Consider the following 16,443-nt stretch of genomic DNA (forward strand, 5'->3'; position numbering starts at 1 on the left):
GGCACAGGTCTCTACTCCTGTTCGATCAATTGAATCAAGGTTTGCCGAACCACTTGCGGATTCGCATTGGCGTTCTTCTTCTTAGCTTGCCCAATCAACGAACCGACCGCTTGCTTTTTACCATCTTTGTAATCCTGAACGACCGCTGGGTTGGCGGCGAGCAGTTCGCGGCAAAGATCTTCGATTTCATTATTATCCACCGACTCGATCCCAAGATCTTTGATCGCATCATCGACGCTCACGCCCTTATCGATCATGTGGGCAAGCACGTCACGAGCACGTCCGTTATCAAGTTCGCCCTTGGCAACACGACCGAGCAAATCACCCAACGATTCCGCGGCAACGGGATAGTCTTCGATGCTGATGGACCGTTCATTCATCAATCGCATCACGTCTTGTTGAATGAAACTGCTGGTCCGCTTGCCATCGTCCGATTTAGTTGCGGCGGTTTCAAAGTACGTGATCATCGCCACGCCTTGATTAACAATCACGTCGGCGTCATAGGGCTTGATGCCGTACTGTCCCTGCAACCGCTGGCGAATCTGAGCAGGCATTTCGCCCAGCGAAGCACGGATCGATTCGACGCGGTCGCGTGGCAATCGGATTGGCAACAAATCGGGATCGGGAAAGTACCGGTAGTCCGCGCTTTCCTCTTTCTCGCGTTGCAGAAACGTTTTCCCGGATTCATCGTCCCAACCACGAGTCGTTTTGGCTTCGTCCTTGATGGTCTTTCCAGTTTCTTCCCAGATGTCGTACTGGCGATCGATCTCGTACTGGATCGCTCGTTCGACTGCGCGGAATGAGTTCATGTTCTTCACTTCGACGATGGGCGTGGCAACGTTTTTGCCGTCTACGTCGATATGCAGGTTGACGTTTGCATCGACTCGCAAACTGCCTTCTTGCATTTCGCAATCGGAAATCCCCAGATGCGTCATGCGAAGCTTTAGTTCATTCAAGTACGCCTTCGCTTCATCGCTGGACCGCATGTCGGGCTGGCTGACGATTTCCAACAGTGGCGTGCCGCACCGGTTGAGGTCAATTTTTGTATCGCCCTTCCCTGCCGCCTCATCATGCATACTCTTGCCCGCGTCTTCTTCTAAGTGGGCGCGGATGATTCCCAGCTTGCGAATCTGACCAGGACTTGCCGGATCATCGATTTCAATGAAACCATCAGCGCAGATCGGTAAGTCGAATTGGCTGATCTGATAACCCTTGGGCAAATCCGGATAGAAGTATTGCTTGCGATCCCACTTCGTCATCGGCGGAATCGAGCAATCGATCGCCAACCCCGCTTTGACCGACAAATCGATCGCGGCCTCGTTCATGACCGGAAGCGCACCGGGCAAGCCCAAACAAACCGGGCATACTTGCGTGTTGGGCTCGGCACCAAACTCGGTGCTGCATCCGCAAAACAGTTTTGTCTGTGTTTTCAATTGGACGTGGACTTCCAATCCAATGACAGTCTTGGTCGGGTAACCATCGCTCATGACTGGACTCCTTTCGTTGTATCAGGTCGCTCAGTATTTGGTCGATCAGTGTGGTGATCGGTGACCAATTGGAAAACAGACCCCGCAAACAACAAACGTGATTCTTCCAATGCCGGTGCTTGTAATTGAATCGCAATCGGCAATCCATCGGCGTCTTTACCGGCAGGCAGCGACAACGCTGGAATTCCAGCGAGGTTTGCACCGGTCGTGAACAAATCACATAGATACATCTGAATGGGATCGTCCACTTTCGATCCCAACGGGAAGGCGGCCGTTGGCGTGACAGGCCCCAGCAACAGATCCACTTGCGAAAACGCTGCATCAAAATCGCTCTTGATCAACCGTCGAACTTTCAGCGCCTTGTTGTAGTAATCATCGGCGTAACCTTCGCTGAGTGCATAAGTGCCAAGCATGATTCGACGTTTCACTTCCGCACCAAATCCTTCATCACGACTACGGCAGTAAGTCGTCACCAGCGGCCCAAGTTCCGCGCCGGTTTCGATGTCGGCCGCACGGTGTCCGTAGTGAGCACCGTCGTACCGTGACAGGTTGCTGCTGGCCTCGCTTGGTGCAATCACGTAATAGGTGGGTACCCAGTATTCGCTGTGCGGCAGATTGATGTCGATCAGTTCCGCGCCGGCTTTCTCGAATACTTTGGCAGCTTCCTTGACCGCCTCTTTGATCGTCGGATCGACGCCTTCGGCTTCCATGGATTCACGGAGCATGCCAATCTTGATTCCCGTCAAGTCCGTTCCTTTGATCGCATCGACGTAGGAACCAACATCCAAATTCAACGACGTTGAATCTCGTTTGTCATGCCCTGCGATCGTTTCCATCAACGGCGCGATATCCTGGACCGACCATCCGATCGGGCCGACTTGATCCAGACTGCTGGCGAAGGCGATCAATCCGTAGCGGCTGACACGTCCGTAAGTCGGTTTCAAACCAGTGACGCCGCACATCGCGGCTGGTTGCCGAATTGATCCGCCAGTGTCGGTACCTAAACTAATCGGCACCATGCTGGCCGCCACGCAAGCCGCCGCACCACCGCTGCTGCCGCCGGGGATGCGAGTGGTATCCCATGGATTCTTGGTCACGCCGAAGGCACTGTTTTCAGTCGAAGCGCCCATCGCGAACTCGTCCATGTTGGTCTTGCCAACGATGACGGCATCGGCGGCACGCAGTTTCTCCACCACGCCGCTGTCGTAGGGCGGATGAAAATTATGCAGCATTTTTGACGAACACGTCGTCGGCATATCGTGAGTACACAGCACGTCTTTGACCGCGACGGGAACCCCGGCCAGCGGCCCCAGCGTTTCCCCGGCCGACCGACGACGATCGACATCCGCCGCCGCAGCAAGCGTCAATTCTCGATTCAGGTGCGTAAAGGCATTGATGGTGCCATCGGCAGTTTCAATGCGATCAAGAGCGGCAGAGGCAATCTCCACCGCCGAGGCTTCGCCAGCGGATTGCAGCCGCAGTATTTCAGAAACAGAATCAAGCATGCACACGTCGTCCAAGAGTCGAAAATCGGATCAAGTGCAGTGATTATCAACCAGAGATCAGCATGCGGCTAGGCGGGGAAGATTCCAACGCCACGAAGAGTTTGGTCCAGTGAAAACCTATTGTTTTGTTTAGCCGCGTGGGCATCGCCCCGCGTGTTTCGCCCCTCGTGTTTCGCCCCGCATGGACGCGTGGGGCGATGCCCACGCGGTTAAACAGTCCAGAGACCCTTCACGGCGTTAGGAAGATTCACCGCGGTCGTTGGAGTCTTGGCTTTGCAGATCGTCCAGCTTAGAAACGTTATCAATGCTGCGCAAACCAGCTAATCTAGCCGCGGAGCGGTGACAGCTCTTTGCCGGGTGCGCAGCACCCGGTTCATGCCGCCCCATGTTTATTTATCTCAGCCTCGATCGATCGGCGGCTTTGCCGCCGATCGATCGAGGCTGAGAGGGTTGTTGGTTGCATTGTTTTCGGGTGCTGCGCACCCGGCACCGAGCTTTCGTCCCTTTGGGACTAACAGAGCCTGGCCGTCGGCATGCTTAGGTCCTAGCTGGACCCGCTCTTTAACCGAATTGAGTATCCCTAATCCCTAAACGTCGCGAAGCGTGATCGTTGCCACGCATCCGGCCGGGCCGCCGGCTAGCGAAATTTCGGCATGATGGAGTTGAGCGATGCGGTAGGCGCGGCACAGGCCAAGTCCTAAACCTCGGCCAGCTTCGCGGCCGGAAAAGTACGGGTCGAACGCGTGCTCGCGAGCTTCCGCGGACAAGCCAGGACCGCTGTCGGCGACGTGAATTTGCGTCATCGAGCCTTGTTCGACCAGTGACACAACAACTGTCCCCTGACAACCAATCGCTTCGATTGCGTTTCGAATCAAGACTCGAACGGCTTCGCTTAACATCCCCTCGTCTACGTTGCGATCAGCAGAATCTTTGGGCAAGCTCAATTCCAACCGAATCGATTGACGTTCGGCTTGTTCGCGAAACGAATCGGCGACTTGTTCGATCAGCGGATTTAAATGAGAAGGTGTCGGTTCGGGAAGCGGTGGATTGGCGTAGAACATCAGGTCGGCAATCATTTCATGCGCGCGGTAGACCTGATCGATAATTCGCTGCAACGTTGCCACTTTCGAGGGATCATCTTCGCCACGTTGCAACGACTGGGCGCGAGTGGAAATGTTCGCCAGCGGGTTGTTGATTTCGTGACTCAATCCGTAAGCCAATTGTTTGATCGCGCCAAGCTTACTTTTTTTCAGCCGTGCATCGAACGCGTTGTCCATCGACTTCAACCGCTGCATCGTCCGGGCTAGTTGCTGAAGCGGATCCGCAGATGTCGTGGATTGATCAGCGGAGACGATTCCGTTGGTGGGCGCTGTGACCGTCGGCCATTGCTGTTGCCAGGCAGCGGAGACTTTTGGCCCGAAAGCTTCCAACCAAAGAACCGCATCGTCCATCCAACGGGAAATCGGTAACGTCAGATAGTGTTCGTTTAGCTTTTGGATTTTTTGATCATGTTCATTGATCGATTTTGGCGAACCCATCATCGCATCGCCGCTGGAAAAACGCTGGACCGCCTTCGCGATTAACCAATCTGCTAGATCAGCAACAGTAAACGATGACTGACTACTGGTTTCATCGGAGCAACAGAGCGCGCAGTACAAAAGCAAAGCCGGATCGGACTCCAATGCAGTGATGACCGGTTGCCGTAACCGATCAACATCACTGCCTTGACCCAACATGATTGCTGCAATCACATCGGTCGCGATGGCCGAACGTGGTAACCACCAACGATCCGACCCGCGTCTGATACAAGGAAGCCACCTCATCGATTCCGTCCTCGGGACCGGCAAATTGCAAATGACGACCGAACTGCCAACGTCACAAGACTGAACAAGATCGCACTGAACAAGATCGAACTTAACAAGGTCGATCGGGCCCTTAATTGACGACCCCGCGTTCCATCTCTAGCAGGTCATAAGCTCGCAGAACCAAGTCGTCGATTGCAAAAGGTTTTTGCATAAAGTCATTGGCACCGGCGGCTTTCAATGCGTCCACCTTGTTGTGTTCGACCATCCCGGAAATGCACAGAATTTTCACTGTATCCATCGTGGGATCGTTGCGAACGCGTTGGCAGACTTCTTTGCCGTTGATATCGGGAAGCATGACATCGAGCACGACCAGGTCAGGCCGAAACTCTTTGACGCCCATTCCGGCATCGAATCCGTTGTTGGCGGTGCGAATATCAAATCGCCCGTCACGCTGGAAACCGTCTTGGATCAGATCGACCAAATCTTGGTCGTCATCGACAATTAGAAGCTTCTTCTTGCCGCTTTCCAGAGCGTCGGTCGGAATTCCATTGTCTTTCATGAACATGTAAAGCTGCTCACGCGGAATTCGACGGAACTTGCTGCCGGGGACGCGAAATCCTTTCAGCGATCCGTTGTCGAAACAACGAATGATTGTTTGTTGGCTGACCTTGCAAATCTTGGCCGCTTCGCCTGTCGTAAAGACCGTTTTCGTGGTCATGTCAGAACCATCCTCCCTGCTTGTCGGGACGTCGCTAAGTACACGACGGGGACGTCACGATGTGAACCGATGCCTTGGCCCCAAATCTAGAAACGGAGGGATACCGTCTAGCTAGGGGACGATTCCAACCGATGGAATCCATCCAAAGCGGACACTTGGTAATTCACCAATGGCCCTCCATTAACAAACTTGCCGTCCCAACGCACTAGCACTTCGTCGTGCCAAACTGCGTTAAGGCCGCAGGCGACAAGAAGCTCCAAGCCTCTCTGCCTTTCCAAGCTTGCCTGTTCGCCGGATTCTATCGTTTTCCCCCATTCGGTCAAGATCGATTCGTTTGACGTAAGTCCAAGTGAATCATTGATTTAAGCGACTGATGGCCAGAAGCTGAGAATTAATTCCAACCAAAGCGATCAGTTTGCGACCTAACGGCTTCCGACCAGTATGCCTAAATCCAAGTCAAACTTCGGCACTATCAATCTCTAAGCAAAGATCCAGTTTCAATGAAAAAAGTTTCGAGGTCATGTGTGAATCTTCCTAGGAGTAATCAGATCCAAGCAACGTTTTTTAACCGACTGTATTAGCGGGATTTCGCGTGAATTTAAGAACAGGTTTATTGACTTCCAATTCAAGCGTTTCCAATCGCCGCCGGGTGAGGTTCGAGACCCTCGAAGGGAGACGTTTGCTGCACGGTAGCTCCGCCGCTCACACCGACGATTTTGGCCTCATCGGCTCGGTCGGCAATGACGCCAGCGATCACACTGCTGGCCAAGTTCAGTTTACGCAAGCCTCCAGCGGAACTCCGGCTCGACCTCTGTTCCGAAACTCGATCGTTTCGACCAACCTGGACTTCATCACCGCCGACGATCCAAGCACGTTCGAGTCGATGGCTTACCTTGGGCGAGCCCGGCGTGAAATGCCAGACAGACGACCGGGTACTGGTTTGTTTGCCAACAACACCTTCATCTTCGAAGCGACGTTCAGCGACGGCAACCAAGTGCAAATCTGGTTACATCCTAATTTCGGCAGCCAACAAAACGCGGCGACCTACGCAAACTTGCTTCGCGGCCCGCTTGGCAAGTTGCCCGAATCGATGCGCGAGAATCTTAACCATGTTGTTGTTCACGTCGGTAACGAAACCGCGTTCGCGGAAAGCCAAGCAAATTTCTTCGTGCTGTATTCGCAAAACATGCTCACTCGCATCAGCAACAATGACTTAGAGGAAACGGTGTTCCACGAATCAGTCCACGCGGCGTTGGATGCAAACAATCTAAACACGTCGGCATGGTTGTCGGCCCAGCAAGGCGACAATGCCTTCATCACCGAATACGCGAGAGAGATTCCGGGCAAAGAAGACATGGCTGAAACCGCCATCTTCGCCTACACGATGCTACAGCACCCCGGTCGGTTGCCCGCCTACGTCGAACAGTGGATGGAACAGAACAATCCAAACAAGCTGGCTTTCTTTGCCGATCTATACGCCGACGACCTGACCACGGTCGCTGAACCGCCATCCGATTTCGGTGACGCCCCCGATTCCTACGACACGACACTGGCATCCGATGGTGCTCGGCACGCTGCCGTTGGACCGATCCTTGGCACGTTGCGAGACGTTGATGAGGATGCCAGGGCACCGCTAAACGGAACCAGCGACAACGACGACGGTGTCATGTTTGGTGCGATCGGAGTCAACGCATCGATGGCGGCTGTCAACATCGATGTGTCTAACGCGATTGACGAAGAGGCAAAAGTAGACGCCTGGATTGACTTCAACCGAGATGGAGATTTCGAAGATCCGGGTGAGAATGTCTTGCAGAACGTCACCGTCAACAACGGCATGCAAACTTTAAACTTCTTCTTGCCCAACTCGCTAACCGTTGGCGAAAACTATGCTCGCGTTCGGCTTAGCAGCGAGGGTGGACTCGGCCCAAACGGATTGGCAGCCGATGGCGAAGTGGAGGATTACGTGATCCAAATCCTCGCGCCACCTGTGGTTGAAAGCGTCGTTATTAATGACGGCGATAATCGACGTTCAGTGATCAACGAAGTTCGAATCACGTTTGATCAAGTCGTTGATATCGACCTAACCACCGGCGACGCATTTGAATTCTTCAATCAAACCAGTGGCCAAATCGTTCAAGACATACCGGTGATCGACAACACCAGCGGCAAGACCGTCGTCGAAGTCACCTTCGCCCCCGGACCCAGCGTCAATCAGGGCGGCGGATTGCTGGACGGAGATTACCGGCTAACGATTGATCCCGAGCTGATAAAATTGTCATCGCTTGACATGGACGGAGACACCGATGGGCAAGAAGGCGGTGTTTTTGTCTTTGGGGCAGGTCAAGTGGACAATTTCTATCGGGCTTACGGTGACTTCGATCTAAGCGGCAGTGTGAACTTGGCCGACTTCGCAGCCTTTCGACAAGCGTTCGGAAACTCATTGGGTGACGCAAACTATCTCGATCAAATCGATGCCGACTCCGATGGAATGATTGGTCTTACCGACTTTGCCAACTTCCGCGAAAACTTCGGCAACTAGCACGGCGCCTACTTGGCTTCCAAGTGCGCCAGCACCAACGCCAAGTCAGCCGGTGTGATGCCGCTGATTCGTTTGGCTTGGTCCAGGCTTAGCGGTCGGACTTTGCAGAGTTTTTCGCGAGCCTCGGTTCGCAGCGAGCTTATTTTCTCGTAGTTGAAGGTCGGCGGAATTCGCTTTCCCGCCAAGCGATGTTGCTTTTCGACTTCCGCTTTTTGACGATCGACGTAACCCTGGTACTTCAAGTCATACAAACACTGCTGAGCCGCCGATGCTTCGATCTGATCCAGTCCCGGCGTGTGTCCGCACATGGTTTGCCAATCGACTTCGGGGCGGCGCATGTAAACGTCGCCGGGCGTGTTGTTAATGCGAACCGATTTTAACAATTCGATTCCTCGATCGACTTGCCGCATCTTTTCGGCGAACCGATCCCGACGATCCGCACCGATCAAACCCAACCTGTCGGCGTCCGCGGTCAAACGACGGTCCGCATTGTCTTGACGCAGCAGCAAACGATATTCGGCGCGGCTGGTAAACATGCGATAAGGTTCGTCCGTTCCGGCGGTCACCAAGTCATCGACCAGCACGCCGATGTAGGCTTGATCGCGAGTGGGCACCCAGGTCGATTGGCCGGCAACGGTGCGAGCCGCGTTTAGCCCCGCGATCAATCCTTGTCCGGCGGCCTCTTCGTAACCCGTTGTGCCATTGATCTGACCGGCGAAAAAGAGTCCTGACACCTTTTTTGATTCCAGGTGCGGCCACAATTGTGTCGGCGGACAGAAATCGTATTCGACGGCGTACCCGTAACGCATGATCGACGCGTTTTCCAAACCAGCAATCTGTTTGAACATTTGGTCCTGAACGTCACGCGGCAAACTGGTGGAGATTCCGTTGACGTAGACCTCTTGCGTTTCGTGCCCTTCGGGTTCCAAGAACAGTTGATGTTTTGTCTTGTCGGCAAAGCGAACCACTTTGTCTTCGATCGAAGGACAATAACGCGGCCCCGTCGAATTGATCTGACCGGAATACATGGGTGCGCGATCCAAGTTCGCACGAATCAGATCGTGGACCGCTTCGTTGGTGTAGGTGATGTGACAGGGAATCTGTTCTTGCATCACTTTGTCGGTCAGGTACGAGAAACCCTGCGGATCGTCGTCACCGGGTTGCTCTTCCAGTTGGCTGTAGTCGATCGTTCGCGCGTTCAAACGTGGCGGCGTTCCCGTTTTGAAACGCTCGACTTCAAAACCAAACCGAGCCAACGCTCCGCTGATTCCCGACGTGGTTCCTTCACCGCCGCGACCGCCAGCGGTTTGTGCTTCGCCGGTGTGCATGATCGCTTTTAAGAACGTGCCGGTCGTCAACACGATCGTCGGTGCGAGATACTCGGCGTCACCACGAACTCGCACGCCGGTGACCTGGGGTGTCTCGCCTGATTCATCTATCAGTAAGTCTTCGACCGTTTCCTGACGTAGGTCCAAGTTCGGCTGCAGTTCGATTCGATGCTTGATGAATTGTTGATAGGCCTTTTTGTCGGCCTGCGCCCGAGGGCTGTGCATCGCTGGTCCCTTGCGACGATTGAGCATTCGGAATTGAATCGCGGTGGCATCGATAGCCTCGCCCATCAACCCGCCCAGTGCGTCGACTTCGCGAACAATTTGCCCCTTCGCGACGCCACCGATGGCCGGATTGCATGACATCTGGCCGACCGTATCCAGATTGGTCGTCAGCAGCACGGTTTTGGCACCGACGCGAGCCGCCGCAGCAGCGGCTTCGGTACCGGCATGACCGGCCCCGATCACGATCACGTCGTACTGATAAATGCTTGCGTTCATGATTTTGATTTCATTTTTAGACCCAAAATTGCCGAAGCCGATTGAATAGGTCTGTGTTTGAATAAGTTCTGTTCGTCGCTTTTAAAGTCGGGTTCGCTATCACGATGTTGCCGACATACAAAACGTTCTTGGTCGTCGTCATCGCCGTCGCGGTGACACTGAATCCTATGCTGATCGACAAAGCGGGTGCTGTCGAGGTGATCGAGCCCGACCAAAACGCCGGAAAACGCGTCGTGCAGCCGGGTTTTCAGACAACTGCTCAGGCTTCTGTTCAGCCAACGAGTGAGGATATAGGAATTGTCAGCGCAAGCGATCGGTTGCCGGCAAACTTCCAATTCCAAACCGCCAGCTCACGAATCACGCCACCCGGTGTGGCGTCGGGGCCCTCGGCTAGAGCGGTCGCGGCGAGGATGCCAGCTCGAAAATCCCAGGCTGCTAAGCCTAGCCCTGACAGTTTCATTCTAGGGTCCAGGTCTTTCTCGATCCCGTTCACGATCGATTCCAGTGCTGCCGGTCCGGTCGAAGTTCATCTTTTCGCGGCACTGGCTGGATCAAAAAGCCAAACTGGATCAGAGACACAATGGAATTGGATCGAAGTAAAACGATCAGGCAATTCCAGTGCCCAGCAGTTTGAATACACCGCTGATTCGGACGGCGAATTCTGGTTTGCGACCTGGACAACCAACGCGTCTGATCCATCGGCCAGGCAAAGACCGGCGACCGATGAGATTCAACCGCAACGGAAAATCTTCGTCGATACGACTGTGCCCACGATTCAGCTTTCCGCCGAAAGCGACGGCGACGGCAGAGTCCAGGTGTTGGCCGACATCGACGACGCCACACCGATCGACGACATCGTGCTGCAATACGTCACCGACCAAATGAAAGATTGGAAGACGCTGGACGCTAGCCGAATCGCCAGCGGAAATCGAATTCAATTCCAACCGCTCGGCGATTGGGATCAGTTGTCAGTTCAATTGGTGGCAACCGACAAGGCGGGCAACCGTGGTGTGGCGAACCAATTGGTCCGCCGACCTCGGATCGCAACGGCACAGCCCGGGCCTCGCTACGCCGATTCGACGCTTGCCCCGTGGTCGCGTCCCTCGCCGACGTACCGACGTCAATTTGCAACATCGGGTGAACAAGTTGCAACATCACGCCCGCCGGAAAACATCCTGCCACCGCCCGCGACGCCGGACCAGATCAGTAACTTCGGACTAAACGGCCCAGAGAAACCTGCACCGAAAACCAAACCCAGCGCTGGCAACACTACTCCGGAAACCCTGCCAGCACCGACGCCATCGATCGACCCGACAGCGGACCTGGACAAGTATCGTCCGCGAACATTGAAGGATGCCTTTCGGCCTTTGTCTAAAAAAAGCCAGGCCCCCGAAAAAGAATCAGGCCTCAAAAAAGAAATAGTCTCTGGGTCCCAGCCCAAACGCACCATCGTCCGTCGGCCAAGTACGCCAGCGATTTCGCGTGTACCGGTTCGCTACAGCGACAGCGAACGATTCAGCTTGGACTACGTGCTCGAAGCCGTTGACGCACGCGGTGTCGAAGCGATCGAACTGTACGGCAGCGTCGATGAAGGCGCGACCTGGAAGCTGTGGGGACGTGACCCTGATCGTCAAAGTCCCTTCGACATTGAAACTCGCGAAGAAGGCGTGTTCAGCTACCGCATCGTCGTCGTCGGCCGCAGCGGTCTGGCCAGCGCACGTCCGCTCGCCGGCGACCTGCCCGACATGGTGGTCGTCGTCGATAAACAGGCACCGGAAGTTCGCATCAGCGGAGCCCGTTACGGCGAGGGCGACCGCATCGGTGCGTTGGTCATTCGATATGACTGCATCGATGCCAACTTGAAAGAGCGTCCCATCACGTTGGCGTTCAGCGAAAATGCGGACGGACCGTGGACCACGATCGCAGGCGGACTCCGCAACGACGGCGACTACGTTTGGCCCGCCGATCCCGGTCTGCCTCGTGCGTTCTACTTGCGACTCGACGCGATGGACAAAGCCGGCAACATCGGCACCTACACGCTGGACAAACCCATCGACGCCCAGGGCTTGGCTCCGCGAGCAAGAATCCGAGGGTTCCAGACACTGTCGGGTAATTGAAGTAGGCCGTATTGAGTGGAGCGAAATACGGCACGCGAACAAAACGGTCTAAGCCAACAGCTCAAGCACCTGATCGTGCAGCACTCCGTTGGTGCCGACGCCATCACCGCCTCGCGTCGTTTCGACGCCTTTCCAATCGGTGAACTTCCCGCCAGCTTCGGTAACGATCGGAGCGATCGCGGCAACGTCCCAGGCATTGCAAATCGGGTCAATCATCATTTCAGCGCGTCCGGTGGCGACTAACAAGTAACCGTAACCGTCGCCCCACGACCTTGTGATCCGAACCGATTTTTCTAAACGCTTGTATGCTTCGGCAGCATCGCGGTCGTCGAACGAATCGACTTCGCTGGTGACAAAAACCGCCTCGCTGATGTCGGACCTTGATGAGACGCTGGCGGGCTGCCAAGCCGTTCCTGTCGTTTTCGTCCAACTTCCTTGACCGACAACGGCGACAATGATTTCATCGAGCGCTGGAATAAAGATCACTCCACCCAGTGGTTCGCCTTGGTATTCGACCGCCAGCAAGGTTGAGTACAACGGAACGCCGCAAATGAACGACTTGGTTCCGTCGATCGGATCAACGATCCAGCGGTAGTCACTGGTACCTTTCGCTTCAGCAAACTCTTCGCCTTGCACGGTGTCGTTTGGAAACTGTTTTGCAATCAGGTCGCGGACCAATTGTTCGGCTTCGCGGTCAGCGATCGTGACGGGCGAGTCGTCTTTCTTGGCGTCATACTCTAGGTCGGGATGCCGGTAGTACTTCAGCGTATGTTTGCCAGCCGCCATCGCGATGTCGATCATCGCTGCACATCGCTGGTCGTGCATCGTGTTCCAAGTCGTTGGATCAGCCATCGTTGTCTTTGTTGTTATTCGAGTAGGAATCGGTCGCCGGTTCAGGTTCCTTGGCGAGCCAAAACGATTGGATCATCAGCATGCCTGCGCCGACGACTAATAATGAATCGGCAATGTTGAAGTTAGGCCAGGGGTCCAACATCGGGAACCCTTCGATGCGAAACAAGATCCAGTCACGGACGCCACTTTTCCACTCAACCGGATACCCGGCTTGCCACCACATTCCAAGGCGATCGTACAGGTTGCCCAGAATTCCGCCCGAAATCATTCCCAGTGCCCACGTCAACCAAAGCGACGCCGCGGCACCAAACTTGAACAACCAAACGACGATTCCAATCCCGGCAACGATTGAAAAGATCGCAAAAAAAGTCCCCTTCCCTGCCCCCAATCCAAAGACCGCACCAATGTTGACCGCCGTTTGGATCCCAAAGATCTCGTCGATCAACCAATAAGGCGGACTCATTCCCGGCAAACCTCGCTCGGAAAAGATAACAGCCTTGGTCCACAAATCAGCCGCCGCGCCCAGAATAGCCAGCACCAAAAACAGAACGATTCGCGAGCGTGGGTAGGAAGTCAACTGATTGTCCATTTTATGAAGTACGAGCTTTCAGCGGTAATCTAACCGGTGCAGTCCGTTGGCTGGAAGATCGACTGCTGGGAAATGAGTTGGCCCACGGATGGCTTTCGCAGCCCCACGGATATTGTGGGTAGTTCAGGGCGCAATATCCGTGGGTCTGCGAAAGCCATCCGTGGGCCATTTCTTTCGCGACCTTGCCCGAAACCCAAATCGTTCCAACAATCACCTAATGCCTGAACTACCCGAAGTCGAAACGATGCGTCGCGGTGTGCTGCCGATCATCGGTTGCCGGATCCGCAGCGCCGAGCGACCGCCCTGCCCTCGTCGTCCGATTGTGTTTACCCCGCGAATTGACGCCTTCGACCGCCGTGTTCGTGACCAACGTATTGCCGACGTGATCCGCCGTGGCAAGCGAGTGATGGTTGTTTTGGAAGACGAACAAACGATCGTGATGGAACCACGCATGACTGGTTTGGTGCTGTTGTCCGATCCGCCAACGACCGACCATCTGCGATTGCGACTCAATCTGTCTGACGGATTGGCTCATCAATTGTTGTTCTGGGATCGACGTGGATTAGGCACCGTTCGGCTGTTGAAGAAAAGCGAAATTGCGACCGTGGTCGATGCCAAACTAGGCGTCGACGCGCTGTCCATCACTGCCGATCAGCTACGCGATAAATTGGGCAAAAGCCGTCGAGCGATCAAGGTTGCCCTGCTAGACCAGTCCGCCGTTGCTGGCATTGGAAATTTGTACGCTGCCGAAATTCTGTTCCTAGCCGGAATCGATCCACGCACGCGCTGTGACCAACTGACCGGCCCGCAATGGAAACGAATTCAAGCCTGCACCAGCGAAGTGTTGCTGGAAGCGATCCGGCACGAGGGCAGCACGTTATCCGATGGCACTTATCGCAATGCGATCAACGGTGAAGGCAGCTACCAGAACTATCACCGCGTGTACGATCGAGCCGATTCGACTTGCAGTCGATGTGGCTTGGCAGCGATCAGCCGAATTGTTCAATCCCAGCGAAGCACATTCTTTTGTCCCGTTTGTCAGCAGAAACGTGGTCAACACAAATCACTTGCCAACGGTTGATACAATAGACGGTGCGATCCAACCGTTAAACCGCGCGGGCATCGCCCCGCGAGTTGCGCGGCCCCGGACGCGCGGGGCGATGCCCACGCGGCTAAACGAATAATCATTCATTTTAAGTTCACGTTCATGAATCCTCTCGATCGACGTACATGGCTAAAAACCGCTGCCGCAGTAACCGCTGCTGGAGTGACTTCGTCATCGGCCCTGGCTGACAACGACCGCAAGGCTCGCTGGAACGACGCAGTCGAGAAAGGACTCAACTGGCTCGGTCGCACTCAGTCCTCACGCGGCCATTGGAACACGCAAGTCTATCCAACCGCGATGGCCGCCCTTGCTGGCACCGCTCTGATTTCATCGGGCAGCACGACCACCCAAGGCCCGTACGCGAAAGCTCTGGCGCGGGCGTCGGATTACTTGATCAGCAAGTCGCGCGATAACGGCTTGATCGGCGACCCGCAAACCGATTCACGCTACACCTACGGTCACGGTTTTTCGATGCTGTTTTTGTCCCAGATTTTGGGCGAAGAAGGATTGTTGGATCGTCGCGAAGAATTGGTCGACGTGTTGACCAAGGCCGTCCAGTTCAGCGGCAACGCTCAAACCGCTGCAGGCGGATGGGGATACGTTTCGGCGAAGGAAGGAAATGACTTCGACGAAGGCTCCACGACGATCACTCAAGTCCAAGGTCTACGTGGTTGTCGCAACGCCGGCATCCCGGTCAGCGGCAAGGTGATCGATTCGGCAAAGGAATACATCTACGGCTGCAAGAATCCTGATGGAGGAATCAGTTACAGCAGTCGGCAAAAAGGCAGCAGTCGGCCAGCGATCACGGCGGCAGCACTGGCGGCTCTCTACAACGCGGGCGATTACGACAGCGAGCATGTCCCGGAGATGCTGACGTACACCAAGGATGCGTTGCACGACATCAGCGACGGCACGCGAGCCTTTGGACATTGGCATTACACCTACCTGTATTACAGCCAAGTCGTCTATCGCCAAGGTGATGAACTTTGGAAACCATTCCGAGATCGGATCTACGATCGCATCGTCAGCGAACAACGCCCCGACGGTTTATGGGAAGGTCAAATCCATCCGGTGTATGTGACAGCTTGCAATCTGATCATGCTGCAAATGGATCGCGGTTACTTACCGATCTATCAGCGGTAAGAATCCTCTTAAACCGCCTTGTAAGCCACTTCCGGCTGCGATTTTGAAATTCCGTTCGGCAAACGAACCGCTCTGTGTTCTTCTTGCCCGTCAATCGTAATCACCAAAACGGCCTCCGAAGGCTGCATCTCTTCAGGATTACGCAGAACCGCTTTGCCATTACCCACCTGGGCTACGTCAAAGCTGTTACCATCAACTATCAGTTGCATTTCAACCGTTGTGGAATATCGCTCAGGAGATTTCTGAATCATGGATGACAGCAATGATTTGTTAGAGAAAGCAAATGAATACGCGGCATCGAATCGAATCTCGTTGGAAGAAAACCTATTGGGATTCGGACAAGATGGTTCTGTGTATCGTAGCAGTCGGGATACGGCGGTGAAGTCCTTTTACCGAGAAAGAAATTACTTTACCGAACGAGATTGTTATTTTCGGCTGATGGATCTCGATTGGATTTCAGTCGGTGACTTTACGATTCCCAGATTCGTCAACCACGACGACGAGCTGATGATCGTTGAGATGAATATCGTTTCCCCACCGTACCTGATCGATTTCGGCAAAGCTCATCTGGACCGGCGACCTGATTTTTCGGACGAAGTCATGGACGACTATTACCGGGAACGTGAAGAACTGTTCGAACCGGACCAATGGCCGATCGTGCTGGAGGCTGTCAGTGATTTGGAATCGATCGGAATCTACTATCTGGATCTTCGCCCCAGCAACGTCCGCTTTCGCGAATCTTGATTTGGCTTGA

The 16,443-nt window shown here is 54.6% G+C and carries 14 protein-coding genes; 6 read left to right on the forward strand and 8 right to left on the reverse strand.

The window, feature by feature from the left end:
• Positions 1–11 precede the first annotated feature (11 nt).
• The 3 genes from gatB to RC85_RS01360 form a co-directional block, all read right to left on the reverse strand.
• Entirely contained in the window at positions 12–1,487 is a 1,476-nt protein-coding gene (gene gatB, locus RC85_RS01350; RefSeq protein WP_068258076.1) for an Asp-tRNA(Asn)/Glu-tRNA(Gln) amidotransferase subunit GatB, read from the reverse strand.
• Positions 1,484–2,992 carry an Asp-tRNA(Asn)/Glu-tRNA(Gln) amidotransferase subunit GatA gene (gene gatA / locus RC85_RS01355; protein WP_068258077.1) on the reverse strand — a complete coding sequence of 503 codons (1,509 nt, stop codon included), beginning with the start codon at positions 2,990–2,992 and terminating at the stop codon, positions 1,484–1,486. The genes gatB and gatA overlap by 4 nt, the downstream gene beginning before the upstream one ends.
• 587 nt (positions 2,993–3,579) lie before the next feature.
• Positions 3,580–4,728 carry a sensor histidine kinase gene (locus RC85_RS01360; RefSeq protein ID WP_068258078.1) on the reverse strand — a complete coding sequence of 383 codons (1,149 nt, stop codon included), beginning with the start codon at positions 4,726–4,728 and terminating at the stop codon, positions 3,580–3,582.
• Here RC85_RS01360 and RC85_RS27370 point away from each other — a divergent pair.
• Complete coding sequence (locus RC85_RS27370) at positions 4,727–4,879, forward strand: hypothetical protein (protein WP_162273156.1); 153 nt, start codon at positions 4,727–4,729, stop codon at positions 4,877–4,879. The genes RC85_RS01360 and RC85_RS27370 overlap by 2 nt on opposite strands.
• A gap of 48 nt (positions 4,880–4,927) precedes the next feature.
• Here the strand turns inward: RC85_RS27370 and RC85_RS01365 are convergent, their stop codons facing one another.
• A complete protein-coding gene (locus tag RC85_RS01365; protein WP_068258079.1) occupies positions 4,928–5,515 on the reverse strand; it encodes a response regulator in 588 nt (195 codons plus the stop codon).
• Between the two features lie 613 nt (positions 5,516–6,128).
• Between RC85_RS01365 and RC85_RS01375 the strand changes: the two genes are divergently transcribed.
• A complete protein-coding gene (locus RC85_RS01375; RefSeq protein WP_157593857.1) occupies positions 6,129–8,054 on the forward strand; it encodes a GEVED domain-containing protein in 1,926 nt (641 codons plus the stop codon).
• An 8-nt stretch (positions 8,055–8,062) separates the two neighbouring features.
• Here RC85_RS01375 and mnmG read toward each other — a convergent pair whose 3' ends face one another.
• Positions 8,063–9,883, reverse strand: coding sequence for a tRNA uridine-5-carboxymethylaminomethyl(34) synthesis enzyme MnmG (gene mnmG, locus RC85_RS01380; RefSeq protein ID WP_068258082.1), 1,821 nt, complete (start codon positions 9,881–9,883; stop codon positions 8,063–8,065).
• A 104-nt stretch (positions 9,884–9,987) separates the two neighbouring features.
• Between mnmG and RC85_RS01385 the strand changes: the two genes are divergently transcribed.
• Positions 9,988–12,000, forward strand: a complete 2,013-nt coding sequence (locus RC85_RS01385; RefSeq protein WP_068258083.1) for a hypothetical protein — start codon at positions 9,988–9,990, stop codon at positions 11,998–12,000.
• A 48-nt stretch (positions 12,001–12,048) separates the two neighbouring features.
• Here RC85_RS01385 and hisN read toward each other — a convergent pair whose 3' ends face one another.
• Positions 12,049–12,852, reverse strand: a complete 804-nt coding sequence (gene hisN / locus RC85_RS01390) for a histidinol-phosphatase (protein ID WP_068258084.1) — start codon at positions 12,850–12,852, stop codon at positions 12,049–12,051.
• Positions 12,845–13,441 (reverse strand): signal peptidase II, encoded by a 597-nt coding sequence (locus tag RC85_RS01395; protein ID WP_068258085.1) that lies wholly within the window; start codon positions 13,439–13,441, stop codon positions 12,845–12,847. The genes hisN and RC85_RS01395 overlap by 8 nt, the downstream gene beginning before the upstream one ends.
• 217 nt (positions 13,442–13,658) lie before the next feature.
• Here RC85_RS01395 and mutM point away from each other — a divergent pair, with 217 nt between their 5' ends.
• Complete coding sequence (gene mutM / locus RC85_RS01400) at positions 13,659–14,522, forward strand: bifunctional DNA-formamidopyrimidine glycosylase/DNA-(apurinic or apyrimidinic site) lyase (RefSeq protein WP_068258124.1); 864 nt, start codon at positions 13,659–13,661, stop codon at positions 14,520–14,522.
• Positions 14,523–14,648: 126 nt separating this feature from the next.
• Positions 14,649–15,689 carry a prenyltransferase/squalene oxidase repeat-containing protein gene (locus tag RC85_RS01405; protein WP_068258086.1) on the forward strand — a complete coding sequence of 347 codons (1,041 nt, stop codon included), beginning with the start codon at positions 14,649–14,651 and terminating at the stop codon, positions 15,687–15,689.
• A gap of 8 nt (positions 15,690–15,697) precedes the next feature.
• Here the strand turns inward: RC85_RS01405 and RC85_RS01410 are convergent, their stop codons facing one another.
• Positions 15,698–15,940 carry a hypothetical protein gene (locus tag RC85_RS01410; RefSeq protein ID WP_068258087.1) on the reverse strand — a complete coding sequence of 81 codons (243 nt, stop codon included), beginning with the start codon at positions 15,938–15,940 and terminating at the stop codon, positions 15,698–15,700.
• On the opposite strand from RC85_RS01410, the gene RC85_RS01415 reads away from it, so the two are divergent.
• On the forward strand, positions 15,939–16,433 hold the full coding sequence (locus RC85_RS01415; RefSeq protein WP_068258088.1) for a hypothetical protein: 495 nt from the start codon (positions 15,939–15,941) through the stop codon (positions 16,431–16,433). The two genes, RC85_RS01410 and RC85_RS01415, sit on opposite strands and share 2 nt — an antisense overlap.
• Positions 16,434–16,443 lie beyond the last annotated feature (10 nt).

The sequence above is a fragment of the Rubripirellula obstinata genome (assembly GCF_001642955.1).
GTDB lineage: Bacteria > Planctomycetota > Planctomycetia > Pirellulales > Pirellulaceae > Rubripirellula > Rubripirellula obstinata.